This window comes from Streptomyces liliifuscus, assembly GCF_016598615.1.
Lineage (GTDB): Bacteria > Actinomycetota > Actinomycetes > Streptomycetales > Streptomycetaceae > Streptomyces > Streptomyces liliifuscus.
In genome coordinates this window covers 7,362,767-7,389,296 of the sequence record NZ_CP066831.1, presented here as the reverse complement: position 1 = coordinate 7,389,296, position 26,530 = coordinate 7,362,767, and the positions used below count along the sequence as shown (strand labels likewise).

The 26,530-nt window shown below is 72.0% G+C and carries 18 protein-coding genes; 13 read left to right on the top strand and 5 right to left on the bottom strand.

The window, feature by feature from the left end:
• Positions 1 to 4 precede the first annotated feature (4 nt).
• Genes JEQ17_RS31800 through JEQ17_RS31785 form a run of 4 tightly spaced genes read left to right on the top strand, consistent with a single transcriptional unit; the run spans position 5 to position 2,582 of the window.
• A complete protein-coding gene (locus tag JEQ17_RS31800) occupies positions 5 to 1,030 on the top strand; it encodes a hypothetical protein (protein ID WP_200401831.1) in 1,026 nt (341 codons plus the stop codon).
• Positions 930 to 1,166 carry a Trm112 family protein gene (locus JEQ17_RS31795; RefSeq protein ID WP_200398340.1) on the top strand — a complete coding sequence of 79 codons (237 nt, stop codon included), beginning with the start codon at positions 930 to 932 and terminating at the stop codon, positions 1,164 to 1,166. The genes JEQ17_RS31800 and JEQ17_RS31795 overlap by 101 nt, the downstream gene beginning before the upstream one ends.
• Positions 1,163 to 1,999: an FkbM family methyltransferase gene (locus JEQ17_RS31790; protein ID WP_200398339.1), complete on the top strand. Its 837-nt coding sequence runs from the start codon at positions 1,163 to 1,165 to the stop codon at positions 1,997 to 1,999. The genes JEQ17_RS31795 and JEQ17_RS31790 overlap by 4 nt, the downstream gene beginning before the upstream one ends.
• A complete protein-coding gene (locus JEQ17_RS31785) occupies positions 1,965 to 2,582 on the top strand; it encodes a hypothetical protein (protein ID WP_200398338.1) in 618 nt (205 codons plus the stop codon). Before JEQ17_RS31790 ends, JEQ17_RS31785 begins: the two co-directional genes overlap by 35 nt.
• Before the next feature lie 15 nt (positions 2,583 to 2,597).
• Here the strand turns inward: JEQ17_RS31785 and JEQ17_RS31780 are convergent, their stop codons facing one another.
• Positions 2,598 to 3,482: an ATP-grasp domain-containing protein gene (locus JEQ17_RS31780; RefSeq protein ID WP_407700101.1), complete on the bottom strand. Its 885-nt coding sequence runs from the start codon at positions 3,480 to 3,482 to the stop codon at positions 2,598 to 2,600.
• 176 nt (positions 3,483 to 3,658) lie between these two features.
• Between JEQ17_RS31780 and JEQ17_RS31775 the strand changes: the two genes are divergently transcribed.
• A complete protein-coding gene (locus tag JEQ17_RS31775; RefSeq protein WP_200398337.1) occupies positions 3,659 to 4,765 on the top strand; it encodes a MerR family transcriptional regulator in 1,107 nt (368 codons plus the stop codon).
• Between the two features lie 26 nt (positions 4,766 to 4,791).
• On the opposite strand, the gene JEQ17_RS31770 is transcribed toward JEQ17_RS31775, so the two are convergent.
• Positions 4,792 to 7,170 carry a 2Fe-2S iron-sulfur cluster-binding protein gene (locus JEQ17_RS31770; RefSeq protein WP_200398336.1) on the bottom strand — a complete coding sequence of 793 codons (2,379 nt, stop codon included), beginning with the start codon at positions 7,168 to 7,170 and terminating at the stop codon, positions 4,792 to 4,794.
• Between the two features lie 67 nt (positions 7,171 to 7,237).
• On the opposite strand from JEQ17_RS31770, the gene JEQ17_RS31765 reads away from it, so the two are divergent.
• Complete coding sequence (locus JEQ17_RS31765; protein WP_200398335.1) at positions 7,238 to 7,858, top strand: TetR/AcrR family transcriptional regulator; 621 nt, start codon at positions 7,238 to 7,240, stop codon at positions 7,856 to 7,858.
• A 34-nt stretch (positions 7,859 to 7,892) separates the two neighbouring features.
• Here JEQ17_RS31765 and JEQ17_RS31760 read toward each other — a convergent pair whose 3' ends face one another.
• Both JEQ17_RS31760 and JEQ17_RS31755 read right to left on the bottom strand, forming a co-directional pair.
• Positions 7,893 to 8,567, bottom strand: a complete 675-nt coding sequence (locus JEQ17_RS31760; RefSeq protein ID WP_407700100.1) for a Type 1 glutamine amidotransferase-like domain-containing protein — start codon at positions 8,565 to 8,567, stop codon at positions 7,893 to 7,895.
• Between the two features lie 250 nt (positions 8,568 to 8,817).
• Complete coding sequence (locus JEQ17_RS31755; protein ID WP_200398333.1) at positions 8,818 to 9,540, bottom strand: FadR/GntR family transcriptional regulator; 723 nt, start codon at positions 9,538 to 9,540, stop codon at positions 8,818 to 8,820.
• 262 nt (positions 9,541 to 9,802) lie between these two features.
• Here JEQ17_RS31755 and JEQ17_RS31750 point away from each other — a divergent pair, with 262 nt between their 5' ends.
• The 3 genes from JEQ17_RS31750 (at position 9,803) to JEQ17_RS31740 (ending at position 14,225) form a co-directional block, all read left to right on the top strand.
• Positions 9,803 to 11,185 carry an SLC13 family permease gene (locus JEQ17_RS31750; protein WP_200398332.1) on the top strand — a complete coding sequence of 461 codons (1,383 nt, stop codon included), beginning with the start codon at positions 9,803 to 9,805 and terminating at the stop codon, positions 11,183 to 11,185.
• Between the two features lie 90 nt (positions 11,186 to 11,275).
• Positions 11,276 to 12,811, top strand: coding sequence for an acyl-CoA synthetase (locus tag JEQ17_RS31745; RefSeq protein ID WP_407700099.1), 1,536 nt, complete (start codon positions 11,276 to 11,278; stop codon positions 12,809 to 12,811).
• Positions 12,804 to 14,225 (top strand): carboxyl transferase domain-containing protein, encoded by a 1,422-nt coding sequence (locus JEQ17_RS31740; protein ID WP_200398331.1) that lies wholly within the window; start codon positions 12,804 to 12,806, stop codon positions 14,223 to 14,225. Before JEQ17_RS31745 ends, JEQ17_RS31740 begins: the two co-directional genes overlap by 8 nt.
• A gap of 85 nt (positions 14,226 to 14,310) precedes the next feature.
• Here the strand turns inward: JEQ17_RS31740 and JEQ17_RS31735 are convergent, their stop codons facing one another.
• The gene (locus JEQ17_RS31735) at positions 14,311 to 17,967 is read right to left on the bottom strand and encodes a S8 family serine peptidase (protein WP_200398330.1); all 3,657 of its coding nucleotides are present in this window, start codon (positions 17,965 to 17,967) and stop codon (positions 14,311 to 14,313) included.
• A gap of 240 nt (positions 17,968 to 18,207) precedes the next feature.
• Between JEQ17_RS31735 and JEQ17_RS31730 the strand changes: the two genes are divergently transcribed.
• From JEQ17_RS31730 to JEQ17_RS31715, 4 genes are all read left to right on the top strand, one after another.
• Entirely contained in the window at positions 18,208 to 18,615 is a 408-nt protein-coding gene (locus JEQ17_RS31730; protein ID WP_234048452.1) for a CU044_2847 family protein, read from the top strand.
• Positions 18,612 to 20,468, top strand: a complete 1,857-nt coding sequence (locus JEQ17_RS31725; RefSeq protein WP_200398329.1) for a VMAP-C domain-containing protein — start codon at positions 18,612 to 18,614, stop codon at positions 20,466 to 20,468. The genes JEQ17_RS31730 and JEQ17_RS31725 overlap by 4 nt, the downstream gene beginning before the upstream one ends.
• A 143-nt stretch (positions 20,469 to 20,611) precedes the next feature.
• The gene (locus JEQ17_RS31720; RefSeq protein ID WP_200398328.1) at positions 20,612 to 21,646 is read left to right on the top strand and encodes an AAA family ATPase; all 1,035 of its coding nucleotides are present in this window, start codon (positions 20,612 to 20,614) and stop codon (positions 21,644 to 21,646) included.
• Complete coding sequence (locus JEQ17_RS31715; protein WP_200398327.1) at positions 21,636 to 26,411, top strand: SAV_2336 N-terminal domain-related protein; 4,776 nt, start codon at positions 21,636 to 21,638, stop codon at positions 26,409 to 26,411. Before JEQ17_RS31720 ends, JEQ17_RS31715 begins: the two co-directional genes overlap by 11 nt.
• The last annotated feature ends 119 nt before the right edge of the window (positions 26,412 to 26,530 follow it).

Below are 26,530 nucleotides of genomic sequence, written 5' to 3'. Positions count from 1 at the left end.
GGGGGTGGCCGCGGCCCTGCTGGCGAACGTGCTGTACAGCACCGGATTCGTGCTGGAGAAGCGGGCGTTGGCGGCGATGCCCCAGGTGACCGTCCGGCAGCCCGCCCGTCTGCTGCGGCTGGTCCTGGGCAGTCCGCTGTGGATCGGCGGCTCCCTCGCCCTGGCGTCCGGCTTCGGCGCGCAGCTCGTCGTCTACCGCACGCTGCCGATCGCCGCCGCGCAGGGCATCTTCGTCTCCGGCCTGGTGATCCTCGTCCTGCTCTCCTCGGTGCTGCTCGGCGAGGAGACCTCGGGCCGCGAGCGGTACGCGATCGGCGCGATCCTGATCGCACTGCTGATGGTCGTCCTGTCCCTCAAGGAGGGCTCGGACACGGTCAGCCGCAGCGCCCCCGCCCCGCTGATCCTGCTCGTCTGCGTACCGTCGCTCGCGCTGGGCGTCTGGCTGTACGCGTCCGCCGAGCGCCGCGCCCGCCACCGGCACCGCATGCCGACCACGGGCGTCGAATACGGCGTGGCGGTGGGCCTGTTGTACGGGGTCAGCTCGCTGGCCATCAAGGGGGTGTCGAGCCACCTCACCACCAGTGGCCTCGGCGGTGCGGTGGTCGATCTGCTGCGCTCCCCGTACCCCTATCTCCTGCTGTTCACCGGCGTGTTCGGCCTGGTGATGTCGCAGGCGGCGCTGCAGCGCTGCCGGGCCTCGCTGATCGTGCCGGTCTGCACGACGGTGACCTGTCTGTTCACCGCGGTGCTCGGCACGCTCGCGTTCGGCGAGGCACTGCCCGAGGATCCGCTGCGTCTTGCGCTGCGCATCGGCGGTACGGCGCTGGCGGTGTCCGTACTCCTGGCGATGCCCAAGCACGATCCGCCGGCGCGACCCGATCCCTCGCCCGAGCCCCAACCCCCCGCCCCCACAAGGGAGTTGACCACTGATGAACCCCGACGACCCGCTGCTGAAGATACTGGCGTGCCCGCTGGACAAGGGGCCGCTGCATCTCCTCGAAAGGGAGACGGAGGGTCCGGAGAGTACTGAGGACGCTCTCTACAACCCACGTCTGCGCCGCCGCTATCCGATCGTGGACGGCATCCCGCAGCTCCTCCCGTCCTCCGGCGAGCAGGTGACGGACAACGAACACGAACACCTGCTGAAACGGATGTCGACCTCATGACCCTGGCAGCCCGTCTGGCCCCCTTCGTGCCGGTGCGGCTGGTCGCCGCCGCCGCCCGGTTCGTCTATCCGCGCTTCGAGCCCGAACTGGCCCGGCTCGGCGATCTCTGCCCGCCCGGCTGCGGCACGGCCGTGGACGTCGGCGGCTGGTACGGCCCCTGGACTCGCCGGCTGTCGGAGCGGGCGCACCGCGTGGTGACGGTCGAGCCCGTCCCGCACCTGGCCCGGCTGCTCACCGCCGCGACGCCCGGGAACGTCCGGGTGGTCCGGGCCGCCGCGAGCGACCGCCGGGGCACGGCCCGTCTGTGGCTGCCGTCCGGCGACCAGGGCGACCGGGGTGTCTCGTCGCTCGTCCGCCGGGACATCCACGCCCGCGCCCTGGACGTCCCCTGTCTCACCCTGGACAGCCTGAACCTCCACGACGTCGGCTTCGTCAAGATCGACGTGGACGGCAACGAGCTGGCGGTGCTGCGCGGGGCGACCACCCTCCTCACCCGTGACCGCCCGGCCCTGTTCATCGAGCTGGAGGCCCGCATCCAGCCGATCAGGCCCGTCGTGTCGTTCCTCGCCGAGCGCGGCTACAGGGGCTGGGTCCTGCCCGACGACACCTGGCTCCCCCTGTCCTCCTTCGACCTGGAGTCCCACCAGGCCCACGCCTCGCACGTGGTCTCCCAGGGCCTGCTGCGGCGGGTACTGACCGTCCGGAGCCCGGGGTACGTCCGGTACGTGAACTCGGTGCTCTTCCTCCCGACGGGCCGCACCCCGGGCGACGCGCACCGCGCCGGACACGTACGCCACGATGGGACGCATGCCTCCCGCCAAGCGACCCGATAGGCCCGCCGGCCCGTTCACCCCGCTCGACTTCCAGCTGGTCCTGCTGCGCCGCATGGCCGACCACAACCCGGACCTCGTGGAGGACGCCCGCCACGCGCTGGGTGCCTCGATCGCGGACATGCGCGAGGCCAACCGGCGTTGGCAGGCGATGCGGCATGTGCCGCGGGGCCGGGGAGCCGTCTCCCGCTACCGCTCGATCCTCGGCGAACCCGAGTCGGTGACACCCCGGCAGATCGGCGACCTGTCCTGCGAGGCGCTCCTGTGGCCGGTCCCCCTCTGGTCCGACCTCCGCTTCGAGGTGCTGGTGGCCCCGAACGGCGCGGCCTGGAACGAGTGGCTGGTCCGCGCGCCGGGCGCCCCCTCCCCCGAACTGCGCACCCTGGAGGACCTGACCCCCTGGTCCTGCACGGTCGACGAGGCGGCCCGCGCCTTCGCACCCGCCCGGCCGCTGGAGGGGTCGGCGCCGACGCGCTGGGGTCTCGCGTTCACGGCTCCGGACGCATCGGGCGTACCGCACGACTGCGCGGCGGAGTTCACGTACGGGCTGCTTCAGCGGATGGCGGTCACCGGGCCGCGCGCCTGACCGGCGGCAAGCCCGTCAGCGGGTGGCGGCCTTGACGATCGCCTCGGCGACGACCGGCACCGAGGCCTCGTGCAGGAAGAGGAAGAGGTTGGGCTCGACGAGTTCCAGCTCCATGACGCGGGGTGCGCCGTCGTCGCCGTCCACCAGGTCCACGCGGGCGTAGAGCAGTTCGGGGGCGTCCGGCACGGCGGCCAACGCCCGTTCGGCTACGGCGAGTTCGGCGGGGGTCGGCTCCCACGGCCGCAGGTTCGGGTGCGGGACCTTGTCCGCGTCGTAGGCGGTGCCGGGTTCCAGGACTGCGCCCTTGCGGATGGCGTGCAGGAAGCGCCCGCCGTAGAACAGCAGGGCCCGTTCGCCCGCCGTGTCGATGCTCGCCATGTACGGCTGCACCATCGCGGTCAGCCCTTCCGCGTGCATCCACTCCAGATGCCGTACGGCCCTCTCGTGGTCCTCGGGCGTGTAGCGGGCGGCGTTCCGGGCGCCCGCCCCCGAGGTCGGCTTGACGACGTACTCGCGGTCGGCGGGCAGGTCGGCCGGGTCGCCGGGGGCGAGGTAGCGGGTGTCGACGACGGGCACCCCGGCGGCCGCGAGGTCGCCGAGATACCGCTTGTCGGTGTTCCAGCGGACGACGGCCACGGGGTTCGCCAGTGCCGTCAGCGCCCCGCACCGCTCGGCCCACGCCACGAACTCGGCGGCCCGCCAGCTGTAGTCCCAGGTGGAGCGGATGACGGCGAGGTCGAAGCCGTCCCAGGCGACGTCGGGGTCGTCCCAGCACACGACGGCGGCCTCCGCCCCGGCCCGCTCCACCGCGTCCGCGAGAACGGGCAGGTCACGGTCGTATCCGGACGCCTCGACCTCCCGGCAGGTGACAAGTGCGATGCGGGCGGCGGTGCGTGCCACGGCGGGCTCCTCATGGGTACGTCGGCTCCAGTGATCCCGCTCGCAGACTAACAACCGCCCCGGGAACCGGATCGGGCCGCTTGACCTTCACCTTTGGGGAGGCCACAGCATCGGTGACGAGACGAGGAACGACCGACCTGGCGACAGGCGGACCGGCTGCTCATGGGGGTGCGGGTATGGAGATGCTGACGATCGGGGCGTTCGCGAAGGCGACCCGGCTGTCGCCGAAGGCACTTCGGCTGTACGACGAGCTGGAGCTGCTGCGCCCCGCGCGGGTGGACCCGGAGACGGGCTACCGCTACTACGCGCCCGAGCAGTTGGAGCAGGCACGCCTGGTGGCGTGGCTGCGACGGCTGGGCATGCCGCTGGCCGGGATCCGCGAGGTCCGCGCGCTTGAACCGGCGGCAGCGGCACGGGAGATCCGCGCGTTCTGGGCGCGGATCGAGTCGGAGACGGCGACCCGCCGTGACCTGGCCGCCTTCCTCGTCGACCACCTGTCACGAACCGTCCCGGAGAAGCCAGGTAAGCCAGGCGCTCCGGGCAATCCGAGTAAGGACACCGCCATGCTGGAACTCCGCTACTCCGCCCTGTCCGACACCGGCCTCGTACGCCCCGCCAACCAGGACACCGCGTACGCGGGCACCCGTGTCCTGGCCGTCGCCGACGGCTTCGGGTCCGGGGGCGCGCCCGCGAGCAGCGCGGCCGTCGAGGCCCTGAAGTTCCTCGACCACGAACCGCTCCCCGCCGGGGGCGTCCTCAACCTCCTGGAGGACGCGGTCCAGGGCGCCACCCGGGCCGTCCAGGAGGTGGCGGGCCCGACGGCCGAGATCGGCACCACCCTCACCGCGATGGTGTGGACGGGCTCCCAACTGGCCCTGGTCCACATCGGCGACTCCCGCGCGTATCTCCTGCGCGACGGCGGCCTGTTCCGGATCACCCACGACCACACGATGGTCCAGTCGATGCTCGACGAGGGCCGTCTGACCCCGGAGGAGGCCACCGCCCATCCGCAGCGCGCCCTGCTCCTGAAGGCGCTGACGGGCGGCGGGCCCGCCCCGGACCTCGACGTGCGGCTGCACGACGCCCTCGCCGGCGACCGCTATCTGCTGTGCTCGGACGGGCTGTCGGCCGTCGTGCCCGAGGACATCATCAGGGACACGCTCACGACTGCCTCCGCGCCGGCCGAGGCCGCCCGGGCACTGGTCAGGGCGGCGAACGACTCCGGCGGCCCGGACAACGTGAGTTGTGTGGTGGCCGACCTCGTGAACGCTGAATCCCAGTAGGTTCCTCACGGGGTCTCGGCAGGCGATCACTGTTCCGCGATGTCGAGGGTGACCTTCGACAGTGGACAGCCCACGCAGGTCAGTACGTACCCGTCGGCCTTCTGCTGTGGCGTGAGGCAGTTCGGCTCGTTCTGTGCGACCTCTCCGCCGCGGAGCCGCACCATGCAGTCGCCGCAGTTCCCGACCGTGCAGGAGTACGGCATCGGCAGCCCCGCGGCCAGTCCCGCGTCGAGCAGTGTCTGGCCGGGCTCGACCAGCACCGTGCCGACGGGGCGTCCGTCGTCCTCGACGGTCATCTCCTGCGGCACCGACGTCGCCACGGCCCGGGTGTCCGCACCGCTGGTGTAGTGCTCCTGGTGCACCAGTTCGTCCGGGACTCCGAGCCCGGCCAGCACGCCCTGGACGGCATCCATCAACGGCCCGGGACCGCAGGTGTAGTAGCGGGCGCCCGGGGCCGGGGAGAGGCCGGTGACCCAACGCCGTACGCCGTCCGCGTCGAGCCTGCCGTCCCGGCTGGTCAGGACGTGGGTGACCGACAGCCGGTCGGGATGGTCCTTCGCCAGCCGGGTCAGCTCGTCGGCGAAGATGATCTCGTCCGCGCTGCGGCTGCTGTAGAGCAGCGCGATCCGGTCGCGGCCCGGCCGGACGGCGAGCCGGGTGCGGATCATGCTCATCATCGGCGTCACACCGCTGCCCGCGGCGACGAGCACGATCTCGTCGGAGGCCCCGGGGGCGTCCGGGGCATCCGTGGCGTCCGGGGGACGCGGCTCGGCGTGGAAGGACCCCGACGGGCCGCGCACCGCGAGACGGTCCCCGGCGCGCAGACTCCGGTGCACATGGGTGGAGAACCGGCCGCCCTCGACGTGCTTGACGGTGACCTCCAGCCGGGCCGAACCTGGCACCGACGAGGCCGAATAGGCCCTTCGCACCGGGCGGCCGTCGATGTCGGCGACGAGCGTGAAGAACTGGCCGGGCCGGAAGTCGAACGAGCCCGGGTTCACGCCGGTGTCCTCCGGGACGAGGTCCTCCAGTACGAGGGTGACCGCGCTCGGTGTCTCCCTGCGCACCTCGGCGACGCGCACGTCCCGGAGCGGGTGCTCCGTCGCTCCGGCACCGGCTCCTCCGACCCCGGTTCGTCCGTCGTCAGTTCCTCGGTCGTCGGCACGGCGTCGGCGCAGGAAGCCGCGGCGGCCCCCGCCCGCGCCGGGCCGGACGTCCTCGTCGATGTCCTCCTTGGCTACCTCGTAGCCCTCCTTCCGCAGCCCGGAACGGTAGGCGCGGTTCATCACCAGCCGCAGCAACCGGGCCATCCCCGGGATCGCCCCGACCGCCTTGAGCAGGAACGCGGGTGGCCCGCCCTCGGCGTCGGCGGAACCGGCCGCGAGGTGTTCTCCCGCAAGTGCCATCAGGTCCGGCACAGTGCCGCGGTCCACGTGCGCGCCGGGGGTCCACAGCCGTGAGCGCGCCACGGCGTCGTTGGCGGTCACCTCGGCGTGCTCGACGTCGATGAGCAGCGCCAGGTGCGGGGGCATCCCGCGCAGCGCCATCGTCTCCAGCAGCGCGGGATCGTCGGTGATCGCGCCACGGCCACGGACATGCAGCACACCGGTGCGCCCCGGAACGAGCGCGGCGAACGACAGCCGGTCGTCCTTGAGCAGGTTGTGGAGCGTGTCGGCGCGTCTGTTGCCCTTCCGGTCCGGGATGACGAGCGTGCGGCCGTCCAGGATCCGCGCCACCTCCTGCCGGTCCCCGCGCGGACTCGTGTCGCTCCCGCCGGACGAGTCCCAGGTGGACAGGGCGAGGAAGGGCGCCGCGGCCAGGAACTCGGCGACGCCGGGCTGGTACAAGGGCCCGTCACCCGCGAACTCGGCGGGCGGGGCGGCCTGGGCGACCGGTCCGGCCGAGGCGAGCGGAGCGGCCTGGGCAAGCGGGGCGGGTGGCTGCCACAGGCGGGACCGGAGGACTGCCTGTGCGCAGTGCACGTACGCCTCCGCGATGTCGACGGTCGTCTCCGCGCCCTTCCGGGCGGCCACCGAACCGTTGACGCGCAGGATCTCCCCGACGCCCGGCAGGAGGAAGAAGAACGAGACCGGACCGTGCGGGTCGCCGGACTCGGGCAGGGAGAACGAGATCCGGGTCGGCGAGTGGACGCGTGCGAACCCCGGCCTGCCGCCGATGAAGGTCGTCCGGTGGGTGCCGTCGGCGTCCCGGTAGCCGAAGGCCGCGATGGGACACCGGGCGAGGACGGTCCGGCAGCCCCCGTCGAGGGCGCTGATCTGTTTGAGCATGACCGCCGACGCCGGGCGGCCGACGGTCGTCTCGACCTCGTCCACCGTCGTCAGTCGGCGCAGGGCACTCGGCCGGTTCTCCCGCGCATCGGACGTGGCCTTGTTTTCGCAGGTCATGGCACTATTGTGAGCAATGGCTCAGCTCTTTGGCTACTCGCTTTTCGCGCCCTGAGGAGGGCTCCCGATGTCGTCTGCCGACCGTCGTCTTCAGCCACGTCGCAGGCCCCGCCAGGTGCGCGCGGAGCTCACCCGTGACCGCATCCTCACCGCCGCTGCTCACGTTTTCGCCGAGTACGGCTACGCCGCCGGGACCACCAACCGCATCGCCGAACGCGCCCGTGTCTCCATCGGCTCGCTGTACCAGTACTTCCCGAACAAGGACGCCATCCTCGCCGAGCTGCTGGTGCGGCACATCGACCGCGGCACATGGGCGCAGGCCGACGAACTCGACCTGTCCCCCGGAAGTCTGGAGGCGACGGTGCGGGCGCTGGTCCGCGACGCGATCGACAACCACCGCGACGATCCGCAGCTGCTGCGGATCATGATCGAGGAGGCGTCGTTCTCGCAGGAAGTGATCGACACGATCGAACGGCACGGAAGGAACCGCGTCGGTCAGGTGCGCGACCTCCTCGCCCGGCACCCGGATGTCCGTGTGCGGGACCTCGACACCGCGGCCGAACTGATCGTGACCACGGTGGAGATGAACACCCACATGCTCATGGCCGGCCCGCGGACCATCCCGGTCGAGACGTTCGGGAACGAACTGGTCGCCATGGTCACCCGCTATCTGCGCGGCGATCAGTAGCGGAACCAACAACGGGACATGCGGGCGCACGGCGCTAAGAAACGCCCGGCAGCCGGCGCGGCTCGACGCGTTCCTCGACGGCCGTGTCGCCGTCGCGGGTCACGATGTACGCGCCCTTGCCGGGGACTTCGGTGACCGCTTCGACCAGTTCGGTGCCGCGGTAGACCAGACCCACTCCGTCGTCGGTGCAGTGGGTGGTGGGGAGGGTGCCGTCCGCGACGAGTTCGTGGACCAGGGGGCGGCGGCCGGCGTCGGTGTCGTAGTGGACGCCGTTGCCGTAGGGAAGGAGGCCCAACGCGTCGGTGATCGGGCGGAGTTCGGGGCCGAAGGAGTCCGTGGTGCCGCCCCGGAACCAGCAGATCGAGCCCGCGCTGACCCCGCTGAGCACGACGCCCGAGCGCCAGGCCCTGCGGAGGATGTCGTCGAGTCCGTGCACCCGCCAGACCGCGAGGAGGTTCGCCACCGAGCCGCCCATGACCCAGACGACGTCCTGGTCGAGGACGGTGCCCTCGATGTCGTCGAGGTTCGGCATCGGGAAGAGGTTGAGGGGCGTGAGGTCGAAGCCCGCCACGCGTGCTGCCTCGGTCATACGGGCCGTGAAGTGTTCCGCGTCGCCTATGGCCGTACCGACGTACAGCACGCGGGGGCGGCGGCCGTGGGCGCCCGAGAGTTCGACCGCGTGGTGCACAAGGGAGTTGAACGTGACCATGGTCCGGCCGCCCCCTGCACGGTGGCCGCCGGAGGTGGCGAGGATCGTGGGCTCTCGCCCGTTCACAGGGGATGCAGGGGATGCAGGGGCATCATGGGATGCCGGGGAAGTATGGGGCGTGGTGTCGGACGCGGTCATGGCACCGGATCCTAACCACGGCCGTCGGAGCGTCCGTTCGTCACTACGGCCGTCACCGTTCGTCACCAGGGCCGTCACGGCCCTCACAGCTCCTGTTCGTCACTACGGGCCGTCACGTGCCCTGTTCGTCGTTCTCCTCCGGGTCCCAGTCCAGCAGTCGTACCCTCGCCACCGTCTGTACGTGCCGGCGCATCGCGGCGGCCGCCCGGCCCGGCTGCCGGGCGACGATCGCGTCGAAGATCGCGCGGTGCTGGGTGAGGGAACGGGTGGGGCGGCTCGGCTGGCGCAGCGACTCGTGGCGGCTCTCGGTGATCTGGTCGGCGATGGAGCGCATGAACTCGGCGAGGATGCCGCTGTGCGCGGCGGCCGTGACCGCCGCGTGGAAGAGCCGGTCGCCCTCGATTCCGTGTCCGCCCGCCTGGATCTCGTCCCGCATGTGGACGAGGGCGGAGTCCATGGCGGAGACGTCCTCGTCCGTGCGGCGCTCGGCGGCAAGTTCGGCGAGCTTGGTCTCCAGGGCTTCTCGGGCGTCGAGCACGTCGGGCAACCGGCGTCGCCGCTCGACGAGTTGCTCCACCGGTTCGGCGTCGAGGGTGTCGCGGACCAGGTAGGTCCCGCCGCCGTGGCGGACCTCCACCAGGCCCTGCACCTCCAGGACCACGATGGCCTGCTTCACCGAGGCGCGGCTGACGCCGAGGCGGGCCGCCAGGTCGCGCTCGGGCGGGAGGCGGTCGCCGGCACCCAGACCACCCTCGGCCGCGTAACTGCGCAACCGGTCGAGGACCTGCTCGTACAGGCGCGGCTTGGCAGTCATCGGGCGCAGTGCGTCGGTCATGCCCGTCCCCCTTGTCCCCTGTTGCGGGTGGTTCGTCCCCCTGCGGGCGCAGCGTAACACCGGGGGTGACCGGCTCAGCGTTCCTGTGGGCAAGTGGCCCAGTGGATGAGTGGCTGAGCCAATTTACGTCACTTCTCTTGACGCTCTCCACGAGCACCACCCAATGTGGTTCAGCCACTTGGCCAATCTGCCGCCCCGCTCACCATCCGCTCGCCACCCACTCGCCATCCGCTCGACAAGGGACCCAAAGACGGGAGCCCGTATGTCCGCCGAACTGATCTCGATCCTTGTGCTCGTCGTGGTGTTCGTGATCGCCACCACCCGCTCCATCAACATGGGCGCCCTCGCCTTCGCCGCCGCCTTCGGAGTCGGCGAACTGGTCGCGGACCTCGACACCGACAAGATCTTCGCCGGATTCCCCGGCGACCTCTTCGTCGTACTCGTCGGCGTGACCTATCTGTTCGCGATCGCCCGCGCCAACGGCACCACCGACTGGCTGGTCCACGCCTCGATCCGGCTCGTGCGCGGGCGGGTCGTACTGATCCCGTGGGTGATGTTCGTGCTGACGGGAGCGCTCACCGCGATCGGCGCGGTCAGCCCGGCCGCCGTCGCCATCGTGGCGCCGATCGCGCTGAGTTTCGCCGCGCGCTACCACATCAGCCCGCTGCTGATGGGCGCGATGGTGGTGCACGGCGCGCAGGGCGGCGGCTTCTCCCCGATCAGCATCTACGGGACGATCGTCAACGGCATCGTCGAGCGCGAGAAGCTGCCCGGCAACGAGATCGCCCTATTCCTCGCCTCGCTCGTCGTCAACCTCGTGATCGCGGCTGTGGTGTTCGTGCTGTTCGGCGGGCTGAAGCTGCGCAACGACGGCACGGTCGCGGAGACTGCCCCGGTCTCGGCGTCGGCCTCGTCGTCCACGGTCTCGGCCGGCGCGGGCGCGGACACGAAGAGCGCGCCCGCGGGCCGCGAAGTCGACCTTGAGAAGGATCGTGCAGAGGACCGTTCGGAGGACCGTTCGGAGGAACGCGAGGACGACGCCACGCGGCTCAACCCCGCCCGCATGGCCACCCTCGCCGCTCTCGTCGCCCTGGTCGTCGCCGTGCTCGCCTTCGACCTGGACGCCGGTCTGACCTCCATCACGCTCGCCGTCCTGCTCAGCACCTGCTGGCCGGAGGACAGCCGCAACGCCGTCGGCCAGATCGCCTGGCCCACGGTCCTGCTGATCTGCGGTGTGCTGACGTACGTCGGCGTCCTGGACGAGATGGGCACGATCGACTGGGCCGGGGAGGGCGTCAGCGACATCGGCGTCCCGCTGCTGTCCGCCGTGCTCCTCTGCTACATCGGCGCGCTGGTCTCGGCGTTCGCCTCGTCCGTCGGCATCATGGGGGCGCTGATCCCGCTGGCGGTGCCGTTCCTGGCGCAGGGCGAGATCGGGGCGGTCGGCATGGTGGCGGCGCTCGCGGTGTCGGCGACGGTGGTGGACGTGAGCCCGTTCTCGACGAACGGCGCGCTGGTGCTCGCGGCGGCACCCGGCGTCGACCGGGAGCGTTTCTTCCGGCAGTTGATGATGTACGGAGGGATCGTGGTGGCCGTGGTCCCCGCCGTGGTGTGGCTCGCGCTGGTGGTCCCCGACTGGGGATGACACCGGCCGGGCCGTGCGTTCCGACGGGCAGCCTCCGACGGGCTGCTGCCGACGGGCGGCCTTCGACGTTCGACCTAAGGAGTACGACGCGTGTCCCCTCTCTCCCCGGCTCACTCCCCGGATCTCTTCCCGGCCCTGACCGAGGCCCGGGCGGACCCGGACGGCCCCGGCGCGCACCGGCCCGCCCTGCGCTTCGGCGACCGCGCCCTGACCTACGGCGAGCTCGCGGCCACCGCCGCCCCCCTCGTCGCCCGCGTCGCGGAGGCGGGCCGGATCGCCGTCTGGGCCACGCCCACCCTGGAGACCGCGGTCGCCGTGGTCGCCGCGCTGCTGGCCGGCGTCCCGGCCGTACCGCTCAATCCGAAGTCGGGCGAGAGCGAGCTGGGGCACATCGTGTCGGACAGCGCCCCGACCCTGGTACTCGCGGCGGCAGGCACTCAACTCCCGCCCGCACTCGACGCGTTGGAGCGCGTCGACGTGGACGCGGACATCGACGTACGCGGCACGGGGGTGGCATCTCCCGCCACAGGCGCCCCCGCCACCATCGGGCCCCCCGGTCTCACCCCCGAAACCCCCGCCCTCATCGTCTACACCTCCGGCACCACCGGCCCCCCGAAGGGCGCCGTCATCCCCCGCCGGGCCGTCGCCGCCACCCTCGACGCCCTCGCGGACGCCTGGCAGTGGACCGGTGACGACGTCCTCGTGCACGGTCTCCCCCTCTTCCACGTGCACGGACTGATCCTGGGCATCCTCGGCCCGCTGCGCCGCGGCGGATCCGTACGGCATCTGGGTCGCTTCGAAACGGCGGGCGTGACAAGGGAGTTGAGCGAGGGCGCCACCATGCTGTTCGGGGTGCCGACGATGTACCACCGGATCGCGGAGACCGTGCCCGAAGACCCCGCGCTCGCGAAGGCCCTGGCCAGGGCGCGGCTGCTCGTGTCGGGGTCGGCGGCCCTGCCCGTGCACGACCACGAGCGGATCGCGCAGGCGACCGGGCGCCGGGTCATCGAGCGGTACGGGATGACGGAGACCCTGATGAACACCAGCGTCCGCGCCGACGGGGAGCCGCGCGCGGGCACGGTCGGTGTCCCGCTGCCGGGCGTCGAACTGCGGCTGACGGAGGAGGACGGGACGACGGCCGTCGAGGCGTACGACGGGGAGACCGTCGGCGAGATCCAGGTCCGCGGGCCGAACCTCTTCACCGAGTATCTGAACCGGCCCGAGGCGACCGCGGCGGCCTTCACCGAGGACGGCTGGTTCCGCACCGGCGACATGGCGGTGCGCGACCCCGACGGCTACGTACGCATCGTCGGCCGAAAGGCCACCGACCTGATCAAGAGCGGCGGCTACAAGATCGGGGCGGGCGAGATCGAGAACGCGCTGCTGGAGCACCCGGGCGTGCGCGAGGCCGCGGTCACCGGTGAACCGGACGCCGACCTGGGTGAGCGGATCGTGGCGTGGATCGTGCCCGCGGATCCCCAATCGCCGCCATCCGTCGACGAGTTGGCCGACCATGTGGCCCGCCGCCTCGCGCCCCACAAGCGGCCCCGTGTCGTCCACCACCTCGACGCCCTGCCCCGCAATGACATGGGCAAGATCATGAAGCGTGCGCTGACCCATGACTGAGTCCGTGCCGCGGTACACGGCCCGCGAGGCGATCGACCTGGTCACCTCCGGGTTCACCGAACTGACCGAGCCCGTGGAACCCGCGAGCCCTGCAAGCTCCGTAGGCCCCGTAGGCCCCGTAGGCCCCGTAGGCCCCGTAAGGAAGTACGGGCCGGACGGGCCCCTGTCCTGGCAGGGTTACGACGCCTCGCGCGCCCGCGCCGCCGCCCGCACGGGTGAGGAGGAGTCGGTCGTCTGCGGTACGGCGACCGTCGGCGGGACGGCGACCGTGCTCATCTCGTTCGAGTTCGGCTTCCTGGGCGGATCGCTGGGCGAGCGTACGGGCGACCGGCTGGAGGCGGCCCACGCGTACGCGCGCGAGCACCGGCTCCCGGTCGTCTCCCTCGTCGCCACGGGCGGCAGCCGTATGCAGGAGGGCATGCGGGCGCTGGTCCAACTCCAGCGCGTGGCACGGCAGTCGACGCTCACCCGCGAGGCCGGGCTGCCGCAGATCGCGGTCCTGCGCGACCCCACGACGGGCGGCGGCTGGGCCACCCTGGGCGCGGGCGCCGATGTCGTCCTCGCGCTCCCGGGCGCCCAGGTGGGCTTCGCGGGCTCACGCGTACGTCCGCCCGAGGCCGACCCGGCGGCGTACACGGCTGAGGCGCAGCTGGCGGCGGGAGCGGTCGACGCGGTGGTGCCACCGGCGGAGTTGCCCGAGCTGCTGGGGCTGTGGCTGCACCTGCTGACCCACCCGTCGGCCGAGCCGGTCCCGCCTCCGCCCGCACTGGCCGCCACCGATCTGCCGGCCACCGGCTGGGAGGCGGTGGACAACGCCCGTTCCTCACAACGCCCCCGCGCCACCGCTTACTTGGACGCCCACTTCGCCCGTCGTGCGGCGATCAGCGGTGACCGTTGCGGCGGGACGGACGACGGGATGCTCTGCGGGTTCGGCGTGCTGAAGGACGGCGGCCGCACCGTGGCCTACGCGGCCCAGACGGGTACCGCCACCCGCCCCGCCGGCTACCGCACCGCCGCCCGGCTGATCCGGCTCGCGGACCGACTCCGCATCCCCGTACTGACGTTGGTGGACACCCCGGGTGCCGCCAACGACGCGGAGGCGGAACGGCAGGGCGCGGGTGCGGCGATCGCGGACGTGTTCGGAGCCGTGGCCGCCGCCGGAACGCCCCTCACCACGCTGCTGATCGGCGAGGGCGGCTCGGGCGGCGCGCTGGCCCTCGCCGCACCGGACAACACCTGGGCCACGCCGGACAGTTACTTCTCGGTCATCGCCCCCGAGCTCGCGGCGGCCATCCTCAAACGGCCACCGGAGAAGGTCCGGGCCACGGCCGACCAACTCCGCATCCGACCGCAGGACTTGGTGGACCTCGGTGTCGTACGCGGCATCGTGGAGCCACTGAAGTCGCCGTCCTAGCAGGCCCGTTCCCGGAACGAAGGCGCCGCCTCCCGGCCCCAGGGGGAGGCGGCGCCGTCCGCGTCCGTACGGTTCCGTGCCGTACCTACCGCACGCCCACCGCCCGGATGATCTCCTGTGTCACCGAACCACCCCGGTCGTCGCTCGCCGAGGCCCGCAGCGACACGTACTCAGCGCCGCGCGGCACGGTGAGGGTCCCCTTCCAGGCGGCTTCACCCGAGCCCGATCCGGACAGCCGTACCGTCCGCCACGACTTCCCGTCGTCGTAGGAGACTTCGAGCTTCCCGCCGCCGATGGCCCCCGTGGCGCCGGTGTCCGTCGCACCCGCCACGTACGAGGAGTGGATCCCCACCGGCAGCCGGCTCCCGCCCCGAACGTTCCCCGCGAGGTCCGTGTCGACGTCGAAGCCGAGGTTGAGCAGCGGCAGTACGGTCCAGCGGTTCTCGGGGGTGGCCGCCGACCTGAACGTCCACTCGGAGTGGCCCAACGCGCTCAGCTTCCAGCGGTCCGCGTCCAGCGTCGTGTCCGTGACGACCTTGTACGTGTGCTCGTCCGCGGGGGCGTCCGAGACATAGGCGCCGGAGCTCATCCGCCGGTCGACCAGTTCCCCGTCGAGGTACACCTCGGTGAACTGGGTCATTCCGGTCTCGTCGCTCCACACATTGCCGAAGCCTGTGTGGTCGGGCCCGGAGTCGCCCCAGCCCGGGGTGTTGAACTGCATCTGACCGCCTGCCCGTTGCTGGCCCCAGCCGAGCCCGGTGCCGAGCCACGGATGCCAGACGGGACGGAACCAGTCGAGGTCCGGATGTGTGCCCCCGCGATAGCGGACGAGCCCGCTGCGCTCCTCCAGGTCCCCGGCCCCGACGTTGACGGACTCGTGCCACAGCTGGCCGGGTCCTGTGGAGACGTACTCGGTGCGCTCGGCCGGGAAGTCGATCCGTTCCTGGAAGCCGATGCCGATGGGGAAGGAGTCGTCGGTGAGCGAGTAACGGAACTCGCTCCCGGACACGGGCTTCACGGCATGGAACCTGGTGTCCAGCACGGCGAGTTGGCCGCGCGAGGGCTCGTACGTCAGGTCGCGTGCCGGGATGCTCCCGCGATGCCCTTCCGAAAGGTCGTATGTGTAGGGCGTGTTGCGCGTCCCGTTCGTCTCGACCTTCCGGGCCGCGCGCAGACGGGCCGCGTCCGCCGTGTTCACCGTGGCGATCTGGATCGGCCGGTCGGCGTTGTCGTCGGTGCCGAACCAGGCGTTGAGCCGTCCGGGCACGTCGTCCGTGACGAACAACGCCTCGGCGCCCGCGTCCTGGGCGGCCTGCGCGATCTCCGAGGGCACCGCGCCCTCGCGCATCCGGACGAGAACTGCCTTGCCGCGTACGTCCTTTCCGCCGTACTCCCCGGTGCCGACATCGACGAGCGGCAGCCTGCGGCGCCCCTCGACGAGCGTGCTCCCGGGCTGGACGACGGCCTCCCCGACCCCCTTCACCTCCAGCATCGGCTTCCCGAGCCGCCACACGGTCCGGTACTCGAAGCTGCCTTCCGTCACCTTCGCCGTGGGTGCCGCGAAGACGCTGTCGTACTTGACCGGCACCTGGACGGCCCCGAAGAGATCCGAGCCGTTCGCCGCGCGGTCGTACTCCATGAGCAGCTGCCGGGTCTCGGTCCGCCGGTCGACGCGGGCAGCAACCTCCCTCAACCTGCGTCCGTCCAGAGTGATTTCGCGGTCCCGGTCGAGGTCGATCTCGGGTGCGGCGAGGAAGCCGAGCCCGAGCGAGTCGGCGCCACGGCTGCCGCGTACGTCGAGGAAGGTGTTCAGGCTGTACGTGCCGGGCTTCAGCCGCAGTTCCACCGTGCCGGAGTCACCGACCGCGGCCGGGAACGGGTCGACGCCCTCGGCGAGTCGCTGCACGACGAGGTCGGCGGCGGTCGGGTCCCCGGCGCGGTCCTTGACGTGGACGGTGAGCGTGTACCGCTCCTCCTCCTTGACCAGGCCGAAGGCCGTGTGCGCGACGGTCGTTCCATCGGCCGTCGAGGCCACGATCTGCCCGCTGGTGTTGCCCACCGGGGCCTTGTCGCCGTCCCCGGTCACGGTCGTGGAGGCCGTCCCGTGCGCGGGCACGGTCAGCGTGGAGTCGGCGAGCGTCGCGACCCCCTCGGACGCTCCCCGCACGGCGAGGGTCAACTCGACCGTCGAGTCGGAGGAGTTGGTGTAGGTGACGGTCCTGGTGACCGGCTCGTTCGACTCGTAGGGCCAGCGGTGGAAGCCCAGATCGACGCTTCCCGTGGCGGTGACCCCGGCCTTCACGGCCTCCGGCACACTCACGCGCCCGGCGCCCAACACATGGGCGGACGCGTCGAGTTGCTTCGACGTCGACATCAGCGCGCTCTTGAGCTGCGCTCCGGTCCAGTCGGGGTGCCGCTCGGCGAGGAGTGCGGCGACGCCCGCGACATGGGGTGTCGCCATCGACGTACCGCTCATGGCGGTGTAGTCGCCGCTGCCGGGCGCGAGGCCGGAGCGGGCGGCGAGGATGTCGACGCCGGGGGCGGACAGGTCGGGCTTCAGCGCGTTGTCGCCGTATCGCGGGCCCGCGCTGGTGAAGTACGCGGCCTGATCTGCGGAGTCGACCGCGCCGACGGTCAGCGCGGAGTCGGCGGCGCCGGGCGAGCCGATGGAGGACGGGGCACCGGTGTTGCCCGCGGCGACGACGAAGAGGGCGCCGGTCTCCTTCGAAAGGGTCTCGACGGCCTGGGCCATGGGGTCGGTGCCGTCGCTGGGCTCGGTCGACCCGAGGCTCATCGAGACGACCTCGGCGCCGACGTCCCGCGCGGCCCACTCCATGCCCGCGATGATCTGCGACTCGCTGCCCGAGCCCTGGTCGCCGAGGACCTTCCCGACGGCGAGGGTGGCGCCGGGCGCGACGCCCTTCTCCTTGCCGTCGGACGCGGCGCCGCTGCCGCCCACGGTCGAAGTGACGTGTGTGCCATGGCCGTTGCGGTCGGCGACCTCCTCGCCCTCGATGAAACTCCGGGTAGCGGAGACCCGCCCGTCGAGATCGGGATGGCCGACGTCCACCCCCGTGTCCAGCACGGCGACCGTGACGCCCTTGCCGGTCAGCCCTGCCTCCCACGCCTCCGGCGTACCGATCTGGGCATTGCTTTCGGCCATGTCGGCGCGGACCCGCCCGTCGAGCCAGACCTTGTCGATCCCGTCCTGCCGGGTCAGCGCCCGCCAGAACGTCCGCCCCTTGTCGGCGTCGACAGCCGCCCCGTGGACGCTGGGCAGCCCGCGCGTCCTCTCGGCGCCGCGCGGAGTCGCCACCCGCGCGCCCTTCTCGTACGTGACGATGAGCGGCAGTTCGCCGGTGCTGCTGTCCGTGAGGCCCTGCCGTATCAACTCGCCGACGTCGAAGAGTCGTTGGTCGAGGGTGCCGGCCCGCAGATAGGGCAGCGCCTCGTCCGGTACGACGGTCAGGGCGCCGTTCGCCGTCTGCGTACGGACGGCTCCGGTGGCGCCCCGCGGCCGTTCGACGGCGACCGTCTTCCTGCCGCCGAGGTCGGTGACGGTCACCTTGTCGCCGGTGACGAGGGTGACGGTGCGGGCGGCGGAGGCGTCGCGGGTACGGGCCCGGGTTCCGGTGTCCTGTCCCTCGGCTTCCTGTGCCTCGGCCCCGCCCGTGGGCAGCAGCGCGAGCACGAGCCCGGCCGAGGCGAGCGCCGCCCCACGTCTCGCGGATCCTCTGGTCATCCGTACCTCTTCTTCTCGGATCTTCGCGGATTCTTCTCGGACCGGGGTGGTGCCCGGATGCTGCGAAGAGTCTCGGGGGGCCGGTGTTGCGGCGGTGCCGACCGGACTTGGCGGAAAGCTGCCCTGGCGGTTTTCCGCCAGAGAGCCGGTGAACGACCTGTGGAAACCGCGACAGCGCCAAGCACCGTCCGTGACAATGGGTAGGTCAACAGTCACGGAAAACGGGGGTTCTGCCACAGCATGGACGGTTTAGTGGAGTTCAAGACCGACGACGGTGCCGTGATCGTCGTCGAAGGCGTCGAGGACGAGTCCGGCTCCCGGCTGGTCGCGCGCGCGGACGGCACGGTCCAGGCGGCTCGTACGTTCGAGGGCTCCCTGGACGGGGTGCGGGCGGCCGCCGAGTCGGCGCTCCGCGTCTTCCGGGACGGCTCGCTGAAGCCCGACAACGTGGAGATCGAGTTCGGCGTCAAACTGACCGCGGAGGCGGGCGCGTTGATCGCAAAGAGCGCGGTCGAGGGCCATCTCGTGGTCAAGCTCTCCTGGTCTCCCGGCGGGTCCGGTGGGTCTACTGGGTCTGCTGGGTCCGGTGGGTCGGACGATTCGCCCGAGCCCGCCCCGGGCTCCCCGGAGGCCACCCCGGTCTCATGAGCAGCGCTTCCTGGCACGCGAGAATCAACTGCGGACGCGACACCGGTGCCGGCTTCCTGGTCACCGAGCGGCACGTCCTGACCTGCGCCCATGTCGTCGCGCACAGCGACACGGCCCCGGTCGCCGTGTCGTTCGCACACGGCGGCGAGGGAGAGGTGCCCGCCCGGGTGATCGCGCACGGCGGCTGGGACGGCCGTGACACCGACCCGGGCGACCTGGCCGTACTCGAACTGGACCGCCCGGTGTCGCTGAAGCCGGCGGAGTTCGCGACACCCTCCGACGCGTACGGGGACCCCCCGCGCAGGCTCCTCGCCTACGGCTTCCCGAAGCGGTACGACGAGGGCACGCTCGCCGAATACCGGGCCACCGCCGACCAGTTGATCGCCGGCGAGTGGGTCCAGCTGGAGGCGTGGGCCGCGCACGGACAGCCGCTGGCCCCCGGCTTCAGCGGCGCCGCGGTGACCCTCGCGGACACCGGCCGCGTCGTGGGCATGGTCTCCGCCGCCGCCCGCAGCCCCGAGATCCGCAACGGCCGCATGCTCCCCGCCCAGATCATGGCCCGCTACTGGCCCCGCCTCGGCGACCTGATCCCCACCCCGGAGTACGACCAGCCCCAGAAGGAACGCCTGCGCCACCTGGTTGAGGCGGCGGAGAGGCTTCAGGAGGCAACCGCGCCGCGGCACAGCGCCCCGTCAGGGGCGCGGGGAACTGCGGGCCCAGCCCCCACAAACGCGCAGCCGAGCCACAACAGGACTCCCCGCACTCCGGAATGCAGCCCCGAACGGCTGTACCTGGACGCGGTGGGCCCCCTCGGGCCGCCACTCCCCCCACACGGCTTCGGCTCCCTCTGGTCCGCGGCCTGGTACCTCCTCTCAGAGGTGACGGACCCGTCCGCCACCCCCCGCTTCGCGACCCGCCTGGCCGACTTCGTGGACGACACCCGGCTCCGGTCGGCGCTCCGAAGCTGGCCACACCCACACACCAACCGCAGCCCGGCCCCCGCAAACACACCCGCGACCCGCGCGAGTTCCACGGCACACACCTGGTCGCCGATCCTCGTGGAGATCGCCCCCAGCGGCTCCGGCAACCGGGACTTCCTGGTCGAGGTGTCCGCGTACAACGACCGGCACCGCCGAGTGGTCGGCTCCCGCCGCCTCCCGGTGGACCGCGTCCGCCCGTACGCGCTGCAACGCATCGACGAGGCGTACCACGAACTGGAGCCAGGGGCCCGGGAGTTGATCGCCTTCGTACTGCCGCGCCGCTGGCTCAACGCGGATGTGGCGCGCTGGAAGCGCAGCGCCGACGACGACAGCCCGCTCGGCTCCTTCGCACCGCTCGTCGTGATGGACCTGGAGCGGCGGCGCAGCGGCGGCCTGCAGCACAAGCTGAGACAGAAGTGGCGGTCCCTGGACTCTGGGTCGGCGGCCCGGCTGCACCGCATCGACTGCTGGGCCGTCGGCCAGGACCAGGTGAAACTGACCATCGACCTGCGCCGGGACGCCGACATGGTGGGCTTCGGCACGCCGCCCCGCGCCGACGGGGTCAGACGGCTGTTCCAGGCGAGCCTGAACGCGGCCGTGCCGGTGATGCTGTGGCCGCGCTCCGGCTGCCGCGGCGAGCATCAGTGCGGGCGGCCCGCGGACTGCCCGGGCTCGGAGTTCCTGGACCGCCTCGCCGAACACCTCGCGGACCTGCCGCCCCACGAACTCCCGCAGTACGTCCATGAGTTGCGCGAGACGGCGTACGCGTCCGGCACCGCTGAACCGCACTGGGCGCACGATCTGGCACTGCTCTGGGAGGACCCCGAATGCCTCCCCGACCCCGTCGGCTACGCGCACAACCCCGTTGGTTGAGAAGGCCGTTGAGAAGGCCGTTGAGAACGCCATGGAGGAGACCGCTGAGGATGCCGCTGGAAATCGGTTGATGAAAGGCGGCCCGAAGCCGTCGACTGAAGCACGGAACGCACAACGGAACACGGAACACGTTCGGAGAGACCATGTCCCTGTGGCCCGTCTACACGGGTACGAGCGAACCGCACGACGGCATCGCCGAGCTGCCCGCGCCACCACCCTGGCGCGCCTTCGACGGCGGCCCGGAGCTGGCGACCCCCGCCGAGAACGACGACGCCTCGGCGACCTCCCCGGACCGTCGGCACCGCGCCCGCACCTACCGCGCCACGGACCGGGCGGTCCAACTCGTCAACGCGGCCCTGTACTTGCGCCGCCCGCTCCTGGTGACGGGCCCGCCGGGCAGCGGCAAGTCGAGCCTCGCGTACGCGGTGGCAAGGGAGTTGCGGCTGGGCCCCGTACTGCGCTGGAACATCACCAGCCGAGCCACACTCCACGACGGCCTCTACCAGTACGATCCGCTCTCCCGCCTGTACGCGGCAGGACGCGCCGCCGCCCGCGAGGTACCGCCGGACGATGAACTCCCCACCGATGGCGGGCTCCAGGACCATCTGCGCCTCGGCCCGCTCGGCACGGCACTCCTGCCGTACGGCCGTCCGCGCGCCCTGCTGATCGACGAGATCGACAAGTGCGACCTGGACCTGCCGAACGACCTCCTCAACATCCTGGAGGAGGGCCAGTACGAGATCCCGGAGCTGGTCCGCGCCGCCCGGCACACCCCCTCCGCCGAGGTCATGGTCGACGGCACGGACGAACGGGTCGAGGTCTCGCGCGGCCGGGTCCGCTGCCGCGCCTTCCCCTTCGTGGTCCTCACCAGCAACGGCGAGCGGGAGTTCCCGCCCGCGTTCCTCCGCCGCTGTGTCCGCCTCGAACTCCACCAGCCCCGCGCCGCCCATCTGGAGAGCATCGTCCGCGCCCATCTCGGCGAACCCGACGCGCACGCACGGGAATTGATCGAGCGCTTCCTGTCCCGGGGAACGGACGGCGAACTCGCCACGGACCAACTCCTCAACGCCATCTACCTCACGGGCACGGCAGGCATCGACGCGTCGTCGCGCGACGACCTGGCGGAGCAGCTGATGCCGTACCTGAGCCGCACGGGAGACGAATCGGATGTCTTCTGAGGCCGCCGCCACCACCGGTGTCAACGCCACGACCGGCGCCGACACCGGTCCCGGCGCCGCCCGCCTGGCCGACGTCCTCACGGAGGCCGGCAACGGCCCCACCCCGACCTCCGTGGAACTGGCCGAACTCCTATGGCTGGCCGGCCACATGAAGCCCCCCGAGACCAACTCTCCAACCACGCCCTCGACCGCTCCCAACTCGGGCACGGGCGGGGGCTCGGGCGCCGACGCGGGCTCGGGCACGGATTCACCCACGGCACCCCCAAATCTTGGGGGCGCGGGGAACTGCGCGACAAGCCACAACGAGCCCGCAGCAAACCCCCCACCGCACCCCACCCACCACCCCCAAATCCCCGAGCACCCACACAACAGGGTCCCCCTGCGCCTACCCGGCACATCCACACAGACAGACACGTCCCAGGCGGCCACCCCGAACACCACCCCGTACACCTCACTACTGGCCCCCGCCCCACCCATGCTCCCCCACCCCCTGAAACTCCAACGCGCCCTCCGCCCCCTCAAGCGAAGCGCCCCCGCCCCGTTCGGACAGGAACTGGACGAGGCGGCCACCGCACACCGGATCGCCCGGCTCGGAGCCGCCCCGCAGTGGTGGCTGCCCGTCCTGCGCCCCGCGACCGAACGCTGGCTGACGCTCCACCTCGTGCACGACACCGGCCCGACGATGCCCATCTGGCGCCCGCTCGTCCGCGAACTGCACTCGGCGCTCGCCCAGTCGGGCATCTTCCGCACGGTGGAGCTGCACCGGCTGGAGACCGACGGCACGGTACGCCGCCCGGGCTCGCAGGAGGCGTACGCGGACGGGCGAACGGTCACTCTGCTGATCAGCGACTGCATGGGCCCGCAGTGGCGGGACGGCCCGGCGGGCAACCGCTGGTACGCCACGCTGCGCCGCTGGTCCGCCAGGATGCCGGTCGCCGTGGTCCAGCCGCTCCCGGAACGCCTGTGGCGCACCACCGCACTGCCCGCCACCACCGCCCGGATCGCCGCACCGGGGCCCGCCGCGCCCAACTCCGCGTACGACGTGGACTCGTACGCCATGGAGGACCTCCCCCGGGACGCGCTCCCCCTCCCCGTCCTGGAGGCCTCGGCGCCCTGGCTGGCGAACTGGTCGGCGCTGGTGGCGGGCGGGGGCCGACTGCCGGGCGCGGTAGGCCTGTTGGGCGCCGCCCCGCCGCCCGCGCCGGTCGACGAATGGGGCCGCAGCGACATCGAGCAGCTCTCCCCCGAGGAGCTGTTGCTCCGCTTCCGTTCTCTCGCCTCCCCCGAGGCCTTCCGGCTCGCCGGTCATCTCGCCGTCGGGCGCCCCGAGTTGCCGGTCATGCGTCTGGTCCAGGCGGCGATCGAGCGGAATCCCCAGCCGCAGCACCTCGCCGAGGTGATCCTCAGCGGCGCCCTGATCGCGGTCCCGGGCAGGGCGGGCTCGTACGCCTTCCGCCCCGGTGTACGCGAACTGCTGAAGCGCACCCTGCCCCGCACGGCACTCGGCCGCACCTCCGAACTCGTCGAGCGAGTGGGCGCGTTGATCGACGCGCGGGCCGGAGTGGCGGCCGGTGACTTCCCCGTCGCCGTGCCGGGCCCCGGCAACATCACGGCCGACGGCGAGCCGTTCACATCGGTACAGGAGGAGAGCGTACGGAGGATGGGCGGGGCCCCGCCGAGGCCGGCCACCGGGCTGGTGCTCGGCAGGTACCGGCTCGTACGGCGGCTGGGGCGGGGCAAGCACGTGATGGAGGCCGAGGACATCCGGTCCGGTAGGACGGTCGCCGTGTACCCGCGCCCGATCGGGCCGGAGCGGCATGAGCATTTCCTGAGCGCCGCGCGCGTTCTCTCCGGTGTCCGGCACGCCAACGTGATGGACGTCCACGACTTCGGTGTCGAGGACGACATGGCGTATCTGGTCACGGAGTTCGTGGAGGGAGCCACACCCGCCGAGAGCTCACGACTGCCCTTCACGGCGTGCGTGTCCGTGGTGCGGCAGATCGCGCTGGGTCTCGCGGCCCTGCATGAACAGGGTGTCGCACACGGTCGCCTCACACCCCAGAGCCTGTTGATGTCTCCGGACGGCACCGTCAGGATCACGCACTTCGAGCTGGTGCGGGACCGGGAGAACGGCGAGTCGAAGGACCTGGAGGACCTCGGACACCTGCTGGAGAGCCTGGGCACGGAGGAGGCACCGGAGGAACTCCGGGAGTTCGCGCGGGCGTTCAGGTCACGGCTCGCCGCAGCCGTCCGTCTTCTGCTCTCTCCGGACACGGACCGACAGCGTCGCGCCGCCGAGTTCCTCATGGACCCCTCCTTCGGCGCGAGCGCGGCCGCCTTCGCCGCGGACCGACACCGCTACGGCCTGCTCGGTCCGGTGCGGATCGAGCGGGACGACGACGTCCTCCACAACCATTCCCCCGAGGAACAGGCCGTGCTGTGCATGTTGCTCCTGCGACACGGCAGTCCTGTGACACACATCGAGCTGACCGAGGGACTGTGGGGGCGGCACTCCCCGGGCCGCGCGGGAGGACTGTCCACCTACTCCTCGGGGCTGCGGAAGATCCTGGGTCCCGGCCTTCTCACCACCACCGGGGACGGCTACGCCCTGTACGCGCCGCACCACAGCGTCGACGTGAACCGCTGCGAGGAGCTCGTCGCCGAGGCGAAGTCCCGTCGCGAGGACGGTGACCCGACGACGGCCCGCGACGCCGTCCAACGCGCCCTCGACCTCTGGTACGGCGAACCCCTCGACGGAGTCCCCGGCCCCGCCGCCGAGGCGACCCGCACCCGGCTGCGCGCCCTGCGTCTCTCGCTCCACGTCACCCGCGCCGAACTCGACCTGGAACTGGGCCACTTCGAACAGGCGGCCAGCGACCTGGGCGACCTGCTCCGCACGCACCCCGAACACGAGGACCTCCGCCGACTGCACCTCCTCGCCCTCAGCAACCTGAGCCGCATCGCGGACGCCACTCGGCCGACCATCACGATGGAGTGCGCGGACGCGGACGACCACCGGAGGGCTCACAACAGGCTCTCCCACTCCTTGGTCTGGCTGCTCTCGCTCGGCGGCCTGGCTCCCGACGACTACGAGATGCGCTCCGTCGACAACGCCCACGTCGTGTCCACCGCAGCCGAGCCACCGACCCGGCCCGAACAGTCCGTACGTCCCGCGCTGTCCGTACGGTCCGTGCTGGCCGTACTGAACGCGGCCCTGCGCGACCTGCCGGGCATACTCCTGGAGGCGGACGAGCCGCCCAGGGTCCGGTTGACGTTCTGGCACACCGCGCAGCCCCCCACCCCGGAGTCTCTGCCGGCACCGGAGCAGTCGGACATCGCGCTCCTCCTCTCGCCCGTCCTGTACGAGGAACTCGCGAACAGCGACCTCCCCGTCGACCTCACTCTTTTCCGGCCGTTGCACGCGGAGCAGCGCGACGGTCCGGTCCTCGCCTGGTACTGCCCCCTGAACCTTCCGGAGCTCGCCCCGGATCCCGAGATCGAGCAGGGCGACCTCGTCCGCGGCCCGTTCACCACCCGCCCGCCCAGGTGGATCCCCCTTCCGGAGCCCGGCCGCACCGCCATCGTCATCAAGCCCTCCGGCGGCGCGCTGACGCTCCTCGACCCCGACCGGCTCCACGAGGCACCCGCTTCGGGGCGCCCGATCACGTACTACGAGGTCGACCTCACCCCCCAGCGGTCCGGCCACCGGCTGTCCCTCCCCAGCTCCCGCGGCGGAACCTTCGCCGCGTCCGTGGAGCTCGCCTGGCACGTGAACGACCCGGTGGCGTTCGTGGGCGGTGACACCGGCAACGTGACCGAACGCCTCCTCGGCCACGTCATCAAGGAGGCCGGACGCGTCACCCGTCGTCACCCGGTCCACCGTGTGCCCACGCGGGGCGCGCTCCACAACGAGCTGCACAGCTGGCCGGTTCCCGGGCTCTCGGTGACGTGCTCGGTGCGGCTGAAGCCGAAGGAAGAGCCGCCGTTCCTCCCTCCGGCGGCCGAGTCGTTCGCCCCGCCCCCGGACGCCGCCGCCCCCTTCCTGGTCGACGTGCCCCACGTACTCATCGGCTTCGACGGCCCTCTCGTACGCCTCTACACCCGGGCCAAGGAGGACCAGGTCACCCAGGAGCTCACCGCGCTCCTCGCCGAACTGCGCCACCCCGAAGCCGCGCCGAGCGCCGTGCCGCGTGGCGAGCCGAGCGGCGAGCCGCTGTCGCCGGGGGGCGCACCCACATCACGCCTGGAGGGGCGTTCGAACCCGCTCGACCTGTTGCGGGAGTTCGCCGGGCACCCCCTGGGAGCCGATCTGCGCCGCCGGCTCAACCGCATCGAGGAGCGGGCCGTCTCCACCGCCACGGCCACCCCGTTCTCCGACTCCCTGATCACCACGCTCAACGCCCTCGGCCGGCGCGTCGCCGTCGTCGCGGACAACGCGCCGAGCGCCGTCTGGATGTATCTGCAGGCCCACGGACGGCTGACCGGCCTGGTGAACGGCGGGGTGCACGGCCGCTCCGAGGACCTGACCCGGCTGATGCCGAACCCGGACTGCCTCCTGCGGGCCCTGGACCAGCTCGGCGCGTCGCCGTCGGACGCCGTGCTGGTCGGCTCGTCGGTCGCCGAGCTGACCGCCGCGAACGCCATCGGCCTCCGCTTCCTCGGCTACACCCGCTCCGAGCCGCACAGACAGCGCCTGCTCCGCGCGGGCTGCGAGCTGACCACCGCCTCATGGGCGCCCCTGATCCAGGCACTCCCCAACACCTGAGCCCCGCGCCCACCACCGGGACCCACGCCCTCGCCCAAGACCACCCATCCAGCGGCACCCCACCCGGCCCACCTCAAAAGGCGACACCCCGTCAGGTCCCCCACGATGCGAAGGAGGAC

Excerpts from the sequence above, each read along its gene's own strand:
- JEQ17_RS31790 (WP_200398339.1), top strand. The coding sequence starts at position 1,163 with ATGACCCTGGCAGCCCGTCTGGCCCCCTTCGTGCCGGTGCGGCTGGTC.
- JEQ17_RS31730 (WP_234048452.1), top strand. The coding sequence starts at position 18,208 with ATGGACGGTTTAGTGGAGTTCAAGACCGACGACGGTGCCGTGATCGTC.
- JEQ17_RS31770 (WP_200398336.1), bottom strand. The coding sequence starts at position 7,170 with ATGACCTGCGAAAACAAGGCCACGTCCGATGCGCGGGAGAACCGGCCG.
- JEQ17_RS31775 (WP_200398337.1), top strand. The coding sequence starts at position 3,659 with ATGGAGATGCTGACGATCGGGGCGTTCGCGAAGGCGACCCGGCTGTCG.
- JEQ17_RS31720 (WP_200398328.1), top strand. The coding sequence starts at position 20,612 with ATGTCCCTGTGGCCCGTCTACACGGGTACGAGCGAACCGCACGACGGC.
- JEQ17_RS31765 (WP_200398335.1), top strand. The coding sequence starts at position 7,238 with ATGTCGTCTGCCGACCGTCGTCTTCAGCCACGTCGCAGGCCCCGCCAG.
- JEQ17_RS31725 (WP_200398329.1), top strand. The coding sequence starts at position 18,612 with ATGAGCAGCGCTTCCTGGCACGCGAGAATCAACTGCGGACGCGACACC.
- JEQ17_RS31760 (WP_407700100.1), bottom strand. The coding sequence starts at position 8,567 with ATGGTCACGTTCAACTCCCTTGTGCACCACGCGGTCGAACTCTCGGGC.
- JEQ17_RS31715 (WP_200398327.1), top strand. The coding sequence starts at position 21,636 with ATGTCTTCTGAGGCCGCCGCCACCACCGGTGTCAACGCCACGACCGGC.
- JEQ17_RS31735 (WP_200398330.1), bottom strand. The coding sequence starts at position 17,967 with ATGACCAGAGGATCCGCGAGACGTGGGGCGGCGCTCGCCTCGGCCGGG.
- JEQ17_RS31795 (WP_200398340.1), top strand. The coding sequence starts at position 930 with ATGAACCCCGACGACCCGCTGCTGAAGATACTGGCGTGCCCGCTGGAC.
- JEQ17_RS31750 (WP_200398332.1), top strand. The coding sequence starts at position 9,803 with ATGTCCGCCGAACTGATCTCGATCCTTGTGCTCGTCGTGGTGTTCGTG.
- JEQ17_RS31755 (WP_200398333.1), bottom strand. The coding sequence starts at position 9,540 with ATGACCGACGCACTGCGCCCGATGACTGCCAAGCCGCGCCTGTACGAG.
- JEQ17_RS31740 (WP_200398331.1), top strand. The coding sequence starts at position 12,804 with ATGACTGAGTCCGTGCCGCGGTACACGGCCCGCGAGGCGATCGACCTG.
- JEQ17_RS31785 (WP_200398338.1), top strand. The coding sequence starts at position 1,965 with ATGGGACGCATGCCTCCCGCCAAGCGACCCGATAGGCCCGCCGGCCCG.